Below are 7,475 nucleotides of genomic sequence, written 5' to 3'. Positions count from 1 at the left end.
CGGGCGGCGAGCCGAGGGCACAGGTGTTCCTTGCTGGGCGATGCGGTGTGGTGTCGGTGCGGAACTCAGGTCCGTGACGAGTCGTGTCCCTCTAGGCTACGGCGCCCGGGGCGATTTCTTGAGGTGATGGCAGCAATGACTGTGATCATCTTCTGTAATGATGACGTGATGACGACGCAGGCCAGGGCCCCGCGGTCCGGGACGGAGGAGCGCCGTGTTTGACCCCGACCAGCTCCGCACTTTCCTCGCCGTTTCCGAGACGTTGAACTTCACGCGCGCCGCGGGCCGGTTGTCCCTGTCGCAGCCCACGGTCAGCCAGCACGTGCGCAAGCTCGAGGACGCCGCGGGGCGTCGACTGCTGGACCGGGACACCCGCGGCGTGCAGCTCACCGACGACGGCCAGGCGATGGCGACGTTCGCCCGGACGATCCTCGCGGCCCACGACGAGGCGACCCGGTACTTCACCGGCTCGGCGATGCACGGGCGGCTGCGGTTCGGCGCGGCCGACGACCTCGCGCTGGCGCAGCTCCCGCGCGTGCTGCGCGACTTCCGCCGGCTGCACCCGCGGATCAACCTGGAGCTGACCGTCGCGCAGAGCGGCGCGCTGCACCGGCGGCTGCGCGCGGGGCAGCTCGACCTCGTCTACATCAAGGAGGCGACCGGCCAGGCCGAGGGGCAGCTGGTCCGCCGCGACCGGCTGGTGTGGGTCGCGGTCCCGGGGACGGCGGTGGACGCCGAGGCGCCGGTGCCGCTGATCACCTACCAGGGGGCCTCGCTGACCCGGCAGGCCGCGGTCCGGGCGCTGACCGAGGCGGGCCGGCCGTGGCGCACGACGTGCAAGGTCGTCGAGGTCAACGGGGTGCTCGCCGCGCTGCGAGCCGGGCTCGGCATCGCCGTGCTGCCGCAGAGCCTGCTGCCGGAGGACCTGGTGCAGCTGCCGGCCGCGGCGCTCGGCCTGCCGGACCTGGGTGACGTCGACATCACGCTGGTGGCCAACCCGCAGTCGCCGCGCGAGCCGATCGACGCGCTCACCTCGGCGATCCTCGGCCAGGCGCCGCGCTGACCACCCGCGCCGCGGACGGGCCGCGCTGCGCTACCGTCACGCCCGGCCCGCGCGCACCGGCCGGGCCGACGACCCGAGAGGACCGCCGTGGCCAGCGCCGACTACTTCCTGACCGGGGACCCGGGCGCGGCCCGCGCCGAGCTCGCCGACGCGCTCCGCGAGCACGGGTTCACCGTCACGCCCCGGCCGGACGGCTCGTGGGAGGTCGCCCGCGGCAGCACGACCGCGACCGCCCTGCTCGGGGTGCTCGCCGGCCGGAAGAACCAGCGGCTGGTGTACGGCGTCCAGTTCTTCGACCACCAGGGCACGCCGGTGGCGCGGTTCGCCCGCGACTCGGGCGCCGGGGCGATGGGCGGCGCGTTCGGCGTGCAGCGGTCCGAGAACGTGTTCGCCGAGGTGAGCGAGGCGGTCGCCGCCCGGCTGCACGCCCGCGGGCACCTGGTGCACCTGTACCGGGGCGCGTGACGCCGTCGGCGCCGGTGCACGGAATGTCCCCGTAACACCTCCTGGTTAGGCTCATCGAGGGCCGGCAGCCGTGCCGGCCCGGGCACGAGGGAGAGCGTTCGTGGCACAGGGTGTGGTGGCCGAGGGCCTGCAGGTCGGGTACGCGGCGATGCTGGAGCAGTTCCATCCGACGGAGGCCGTCGAGCTGTCGGCGTACGCGGAGTCGCAGGGGTTCCTCGGCACGATGGCCGCCGACCACTACCAGCCGTGGGTCCCGCAGCAGGGGCAGTCGGCGTTCGTGTGGAACGTGCTGGCCGCGCTCGGCGAGCGCACGACCGGCGACATGGGCCCCGGCGTCACCGCGCCGACGTTCCGGTGGCACCCGGCGATGGTCGCCCAGGCGTCGGCGACGCTCGCCGCCATGTACCCCGGCCGGCACTGGCTGGGCCTCGGGTCCGGCGAGGCGCTGAACGAGCACATCACGGCGCAGTACTGGCCGGAGGCGCCCGAGCGCATCAACCGGATGTTCGAGGCCATCGACATCATCAAGAAGCTGTTCTCGGCCTCGCTCGCCGGCAAGGACGTCAAGCACGCCGGGCAGTTCTACAAGCTCGAGTCGACCCGGCTGTGGACCATGCCCGAGGTCGCCCCGGAGATCCTGGTCGCCACGGCCGGCCCCGTCACCGCCAAGCGCGCCGGCAAGCACGCCGACGGCTTGATCACGGTCGGCGCCCCGCTGGAGAAGATCAGCGGCCTGTTCGGCAAGTTCGACGAGGGCGTCCGCGAGTCGGGCCGGAACCCCGAGGACCTGCCCAAGGTGCTGCAGCTGCACCTGTCCTGGGCGGACACCGACGAGCAGGCGCTCGAGAACGCCATGGTCGAGTGGCCCAACGGCGGCATGAAGTTCCCCAAGGGCGACATCCGCTCGCCGTTCGACTTCGCGCAGATGGCCAAGCTCGTCCGCCCGGAGGACTTCGAGGGCCGCATGGTCATCTCGGCCGACCCCGACGTGCACCGCGCCGAGATCCAGAAGTACGTCGACCTCGGCTTCGACCGGGTCTACCTGCACAACGTGGGCCGCAACCAGCGCGAGTGGATCGACGTGTTCGGCCGCGACGTGCTGCCGAAGCTGGTGCGCTGACCGTGCCGGACGTCGCGCCCGGGCCGGCCTCGGCGGCCGCGGACCTGCTGACCGCCTGGGGCGTCCCGGGCATCGGCGAGGTGCGCCCCGGCGACGACCTCGCCGCGCTGCTCGGTGACGCCCTGGCGGCGGACGCGGCGGCCCGGCCGGCGACGGCGCTCGCCGACGGCGACGTGCTCGTCGTGACGAGCAAGATCGTGTCCAAGGCCGAGGGCCGGGTCGTCCAGGCGGAGGACCGCGAGGCGGCGATCACCGCCGAGACGGTCCGCGTCGTCGCGACCCGGGAGCACCCGGGCGGCGTGACCCGGATCGTGGAGAACCGGCTCGGGCTGGTCATGGCCGCCGCGGGCGTCGACGCGTCGAACACCGACGAGGGCACCGTCCTGCTGCTGCCGGTCGACCCGGACGCGACCGCCCGGTCGCTGCGCGCGGCGCTGGCCGCGCGGTTCGGGGTCCGGGTGGGCGTCGTCGTCAGCGACACCGCCGGGCGGCCGTGGCGGCAGGGGCAGACCGACATCGCGATCGGCGCCGCGGGCGTGCAGGTGCTCGACGACCTGCGCGGCTCGACCGACACCCACGGGCGCCCGCTCCAGGTCAGCATGGCGGCCGTCGCCGACGAGATCGCCGCCGCGGCGGAGCTGGTCAAGGGCAAGGCGACCGGACGGCCTGTGGCCGTCGTGCGCGGGTTGGCGCACGTCGTGACCGCCGAGGACGGACCGGGCGCCCGGGTGCTGGTGCGCACCGGGCCGGACGACATGTTCGCCGAGGGCACCGCGGAGGCGTACGCGCGCGGCTGGAAGGACGCCGCCGGCGCCTCGGGAGCGGCCCCTGCCTGACCGACGAGCGCGGCGGCCCGCGCGAGCCGCCCGCCGACCGCGTCAGCGACCCGGCTGCTGCCCCGCGATCTGCGCCGACTGCCCCGTGGCCCCCGGCTCGCCCGCCGGGATCGGCTCGGCGATCACCGCGGTCCCGTAGGCGCACACCTCGCTGAACTGCCCGATCGAGTCGGTGTCGAACCGCATCGCGACGATGGCGTTCGCCCCGCGCTGAGCGGCCTCCTCGGTCATCCGGCGCATCACCTCGTGCCGGGACTCGTACATGATCTTGGTGTACTCGGGGATCTCGCCGCCGCCGATGGAGCGGAAGCCCGCCGTGAAGTTCGCCCCGATGTTGGTCGAGCGGACGGTCAGGCCCATGACCTCGCCGAGCACCGCCTGGATGCGGTAGCCGGGGATCTCGTTGCTGGTCACCACGATCATGCGGCGATCGTGCCAGGCCCCGGCGGCGCCCCGCGAACCCGGCGCGCGAGATCACCCGGCCGCCGGGTCCGCCGCCACCCGGTCGGGCGCGGCTAGCATCGCGAGGCCGGGTCCGCGGGCGCGGCGCCGACGGCGGGGGCACGACGAGAGGGAGGCCCGGGTGGGCACGTCCGAGAAGTTCCAGTACGGCGACGGTCGGTGGGGCGGCGACCTCGCGACGACCCCGAGCCTGGCGATCGAGATCCAGGACAGCGACATCGCGGTCATCGACTACCGCCCGGCCCCGGAGGGCCTGGGCCGGTTCTACCTCGGGTTCCAGCCGCGCGACCTCTACGACGACCCGGCAGAGAGCGAGCCGGTCGACATCGAGGCGGAGGCCGAGGCGTTCGCGACGTGGGCCGAGCAGGTGGGCGCGCTCGACGTCCAGCCCGGTGAGGTCCGGCGGCTGATGGCGGTCGAGGGCGAGGAGCCGGAGGACACGTTCGTCGAGGAGACCGCGGTCCGGCTGCTCCGCCTCGTGGGGCTGTCGGTGCCGAAGGGGCTCGCCGGCTAGGTCCCCGGCGCACGGGCCCGTCGCCCACGCCGCGGAGGAGCACAGGTGACGGACCCGGACCCGCTCCCGGTCGCCCGGGCCTCACATCCGGACGCGCCGCGTCGTCACCACCTCGGAGCGCGGCGCCCGCCGCGCACGAGCACGAGGAGGCTCAGATGAGGATCGCGGTCTGCGGTGGGACCGGCACGGTGGGGCGGCACGTGGTGCGGGTCGCCGACGAGCGTGGGCACGACGTCGTGGTGCTGAGCCGCGCCCGTGGGGTCGACGTCGCCGCGGGCCCCGACGCCGCGGTCGACGCGGCGCTCGCCGGGGTGGACGTCGTCGTGGACGTGCTGAGCACGAGCACGCTGTCGGCGAAGGGTGCCGTCGCGTTCTTCACCGCCACCACCGGCCGGCTGCTGGCCGCCGAGCGGCGGGTCGGGGTGCCGCACCACGTCGCGCTGTCGATCGTCGGGATCGACGGGATCGACGCGTCGTACTACGCGGGCAAGCTCGCCCAGGAGCGGCTGGTCGCGGCGGGCGGGGTCCCGCACTCGATCGTCCGGGCGGCGCAGTTCCACGAGTTCGCCGGGCAGATCGTGGGGCGCGCGTCCGTCGGGCCGGTGACGCTCGCGCCGCGCACGCTCACCCGGCCGGTCGCGGCCGCCGAGGTGGCGGAGCACCTGGTGGCGGTGGCCGAGAACGGGCCGGTCGGGCGGGCGCCCGACCTGGTCGGGCCGGCCGACGACACGCTCGCGGCCATGATCCGCCGGCTGTCGGCGCACGAGGGCACCCGGCGCCGGGTGCTCGAGGTGCGGCTCCCCGGCCGGTACGGGGCCGGGCTCGCGTCGGGTGCGCTCCGGGGTGGGCCCGACGCCGTCCGGGGCCGGTTGTCGTTCGACGACTGGCTGCGCTCGGCGGTGCGGGCCGGCTGAGCCGGCGCCGGTGCGGTCGGGCGGCGGTCCGGTCCGCCGACCCGGGGTCAGCCCTTCGCGGCGCGGGCGGCGGCCTTGGCGGCCTGCTTGGTCTCGCGGACCCGCCGCAGCGACTCCGGGTCCCGCACGTCGGCGATCGACCGCGGCACGTCGTCGGCGTAGGCCCCGGCGGCCTCCTGCCAGCCGGCCGGCGTGACGCCGCGCTGCTTGGCCAGCAGCGCCAGGAAGATCCGCGCCTTCTGGTCGCCGAAGCCGGGCAGCGCCTTCAGCCGCCTCAGCACCGTCGCGCCGTCCGGGTCGCCGTCGGTCCAGATGCGGGTGACGTCGCCGTCGTACTCCTCGGCGACCGCGCGGGCGACCGCCTGGATCCGGCCCGCCATCGACCCCGGGAACCGGTGCACGGCCGGGGGCGTGGCGGCCAGCGCCGTGAACTCCTCGGGGTCGGCCTCGGCGATCCGCCGCACGTCGAACCCGCCCATCCGCTGCTCGATCTTGGCCGGGCCCGCGAACGCCGACTCCATCGTGACCTGCTGGTCGAGGAGCATCCCGACGAGCAGGGCGAACGGGTCGGAGTCGAGCAGGCGGTCCGCGTCGGCGTCGCCGGTGAGCCACAGGGTCATGCCAGGGATTGTCGCACCGGCCCTGCGCGACGTCCGCCCGCGGGGCCCCGCCGCCGATCGGTCGGGGTCAGGGAGCCGCGTCGCCGGCCGGGTCGGTCAGGGCCGTCGACCAGCGCAGGTCCGGGCAGTCCGCCGCGGTGGCGCAGAACCGCGCCGGCGGGTGCGCGCCCCAGCCGAGCGGGATCCCGACGACCCCGAACAGGCAGCCCGCCAGGGTGAGCACGGACATCACGCGCTGCCGCCCGCTCATCGCCCGCCTCCTGCCCGGTCCCTCGACGTCCTGTCCTCCCACCCATCGGCCGGTCGCGGCCCGGGTGGAGGGCGCATCCGGGTGATCGCGAGGGGCTGACGCCGCGGACGACGCGCTGCCAGGATCGGGGGAGGACGGCCCGCGGGGAAGAGGGGGAGCACCCATGGCCGAGGTCACGGACTACGTCGCGTCGCTGCCCGACCCCGAGCGCGCGGTCGTCGCCGCGCTGCTCGACCGGGCGCCGGCGCTGGTGCCGGACGCCGAGGAGGGCACCAGCTACGGCATGGCCGCCTATCGCTACCGGGGCCGGCCGCTGGTGGCGGTGGCGGTGGGGCCGCGCGGCTGCACCGCGTACCCGTTCAGCTCGGACGTCACGGCCGCGGTGCTGGCGACGCTCGACGGGTTCGACGCGACGAAGGGCGGCATCCGGTTCACCGCCGGGCGGCCGCTGCCCGCGGAGGCGTTCGACGCGCTCGTCACCGGGCGGCGGGCCGAGATCGACGCGGCCCTGGACCGCGGACGCGAGGGAGCCGGAGGCGCGTAGGGTGCGTCCGTGCTGCTCGCTCGGTGGGTCCTGGTCGTCCCGGTGAAGGACGCGCGGCGCGGCAAGACCCGGCTGGCCGACGTGCTGGAGCCGCGGGCGCGCGCCGCGCTCGTGCGGGCGATGGCCCTGGACACGGTCGAGGCGGTGCTGGCGACCCCGCGGGTGGCCCGGGTGCTCGTCGTGACCGCCGACCCCGAGGTGACGGCGGCCGCGGCCGCGCTGCCGCGGGTGCGCGTGCTGCCCGAGCCGCCGCCGGCGCCCGAGGACGCGGCGGGCGGCTGGGCGTCTCTGGACCGCGCCGTGTCCGCCGGGGCCGCTGCTGCCCGCGGCGAGGCGCCGACCGCGCACGTCGGGGTGCTGCTGGGCGACCTGCCGGGGCTGGACCCGGCCGAGCTCGACGCGGCGCTCGCGGCCGCCGAGGCGCACCCGCTGGCGGTGCTGCCCGACGCCGAGGGCACGGGGACGACGCTGCTCACCGCGCGGGCGGGGTCGACGCTGCGGCCGGCGTTCGGCGGCGGGTCGGCGGCGGCGCACCGGGCGCTGGGGCACGCCGAGATCGCGCTGCCCCCGCAGGCGACGCTCCGGCACGACGTGGACGTGCCGGCGGACCTGGCGGCACTGGTCGCGCGCGGCGTGGGCGGACGGACGGGCGCGCTGCTCCGGCGGCTGGGACCGCTGGGCTGAGGC

11 protein-coding genes are annotated in these 7,475 nt (G+C 76.0%); 8 read left to right on the top strand and 3 right to left on the bottom strand.

Annotated features, from left to right (window positions below):
• Positions 1 to 214 precede the first annotated feature (214 nt).
• From G6556_RS15665 to G6556_RS15650, 4 genes are all read left to right on the top strand, one after another.
• Positions 215 to 1,063, top strand: a complete 849-nt coding sequence (locus G6556_RS15665; RefSeq protein ID WP_166943444.1) for a LysR substrate-binding domain-containing protein — start codon at positions 215 to 217, stop codon at positions 1,061 to 1,063.
• Positions 1,064 to 1,150: 87 nt separating this feature from the next.
• A complete protein-coding gene (locus tag G6556_RS15660; RefSeq protein WP_166943441.1) occupies positions 1,151 to 1,528 on the top strand; it encodes a hypothetical protein in 378 nt (125 codons plus the stop codon).
• A gap of 100 nt (positions 1,529 to 1,628) precedes the next feature.
• Positions 1,629 to 2,648, top strand: a complete 1,020-nt coding sequence (locus G6556_RS15655; protein ID WP_346774939.1) for a TIGR03557 family F420-dependent LLM class oxidoreductase — start codon at positions 1,629 to 1,631, stop codon at positions 2,646 to 2,648.
• Between the two features lie 2 nt (positions 2,649 to 2,650).
• Entirely contained in the window at positions 2,651 to 3,484 is an 834-nt protein-coding gene (locus G6556_RS15650; RefSeq protein WP_346774938.1) for a coenzyme F420-0:L-glutamate ligase, read from the top strand.
• Between the two features lie 42 nt (positions 3,485 to 3,526).
• On the opposite strand, the gene G6556_RS15645 is transcribed toward G6556_RS15650, so the two are convergent.
• Entirely contained in the window at positions 3,527 to 3,907 is a 381-nt protein-coding gene (locus G6556_RS15645; protein ID WP_166943435.1) for a YbjQ family protein, read from the bottom strand.
• 160 nt (positions 3,908 to 4,067) lie between these two features.
• On the opposite strand from G6556_RS15645, the gene G6556_RS15640 reads away from it, so the two are divergent.
• Both G6556_RS15640 and G6556_RS15635 read left to right on the top strand, forming a co-directional pair.
• On the top strand, positions 4,068 to 4,460 hold the full coding sequence (locus G6556_RS15640) for a hypothetical protein (RefSeq protein ID WP_166943432.1): 393 nt from the start codon (positions 4,068 to 4,070) through the stop codon (positions 4,458 to 4,460).
• 155 nt (positions 4,461 to 4,615) lie between these two features.
• Positions 4,616 to 5,374 (top strand): NAD(P)H-binding protein, encoded by a 759-nt coding sequence (locus tag G6556_RS15635; RefSeq protein ID WP_166943429.1) that lies wholly within the window; start codon positions 4,616 to 4,618, stop codon positions 5,372 to 5,374.
• 47 nt (positions 5,375 to 5,421) lie between these two features.
• On the opposite strand, the gene G6556_RS15630 is transcribed toward G6556_RS15635, so the two are convergent.
• Entirely contained in the window at positions 5,422 to 5,994 is a 573-nt protein-coding gene (locus G6556_RS15630) for an HhH-GPD-type base excision DNA repair protein (RefSeq protein ID WP_166943426.1), read from the bottom strand.
• 67 nt (positions 5,995 to 6,061) lie between these two features.
• Positions 6,062 to 6,244, bottom strand: a complete 183-nt coding sequence (locus tag G6556_RS15625) for a hypothetical protein (RefSeq protein WP_166943423.1) — start codon at positions 6,242 to 6,244, stop codon at positions 6,062 to 6,064.
• Between the two features lie 163 nt (positions 6,245 to 6,407).
• Between G6556_RS15625 and G6556_RS15620 the strand changes: the two genes are divergently transcribed.
• Entirely contained in the window at positions 6,408 to 6,788 is a 381-nt protein-coding gene (locus G6556_RS15620; RefSeq protein ID WP_166943420.1) for a DUF1801 domain-containing protein, read from the top strand.
• Positions 6,789 to 6,797: 9 nt separating this feature from the next.
• Entirely contained in the window at positions 6,798 to 7,472 is a 675-nt protein-coding gene (gene cofC, locus G6556_RS15615; protein ID WP_166943417.1) for a 2-phospho-L-lactate guanylyltransferase, read from the top strand.
• Positions 7,473 to 7,475 lie beyond the last annotated feature (3 nt).

This window comes from Cellulomonas sp. IC4_254, assembly GCF_011603975.1.
Lineage (GTDB): Bacteria > Actinomycetota > Actinomycetes > Actinomycetales > Cellulomonadaceae > Cellulomonas.
Note: the sequence above shows the minus strand (reverse complement) of the source record. Positions and strands in the feature narration are given on the sequence as shown.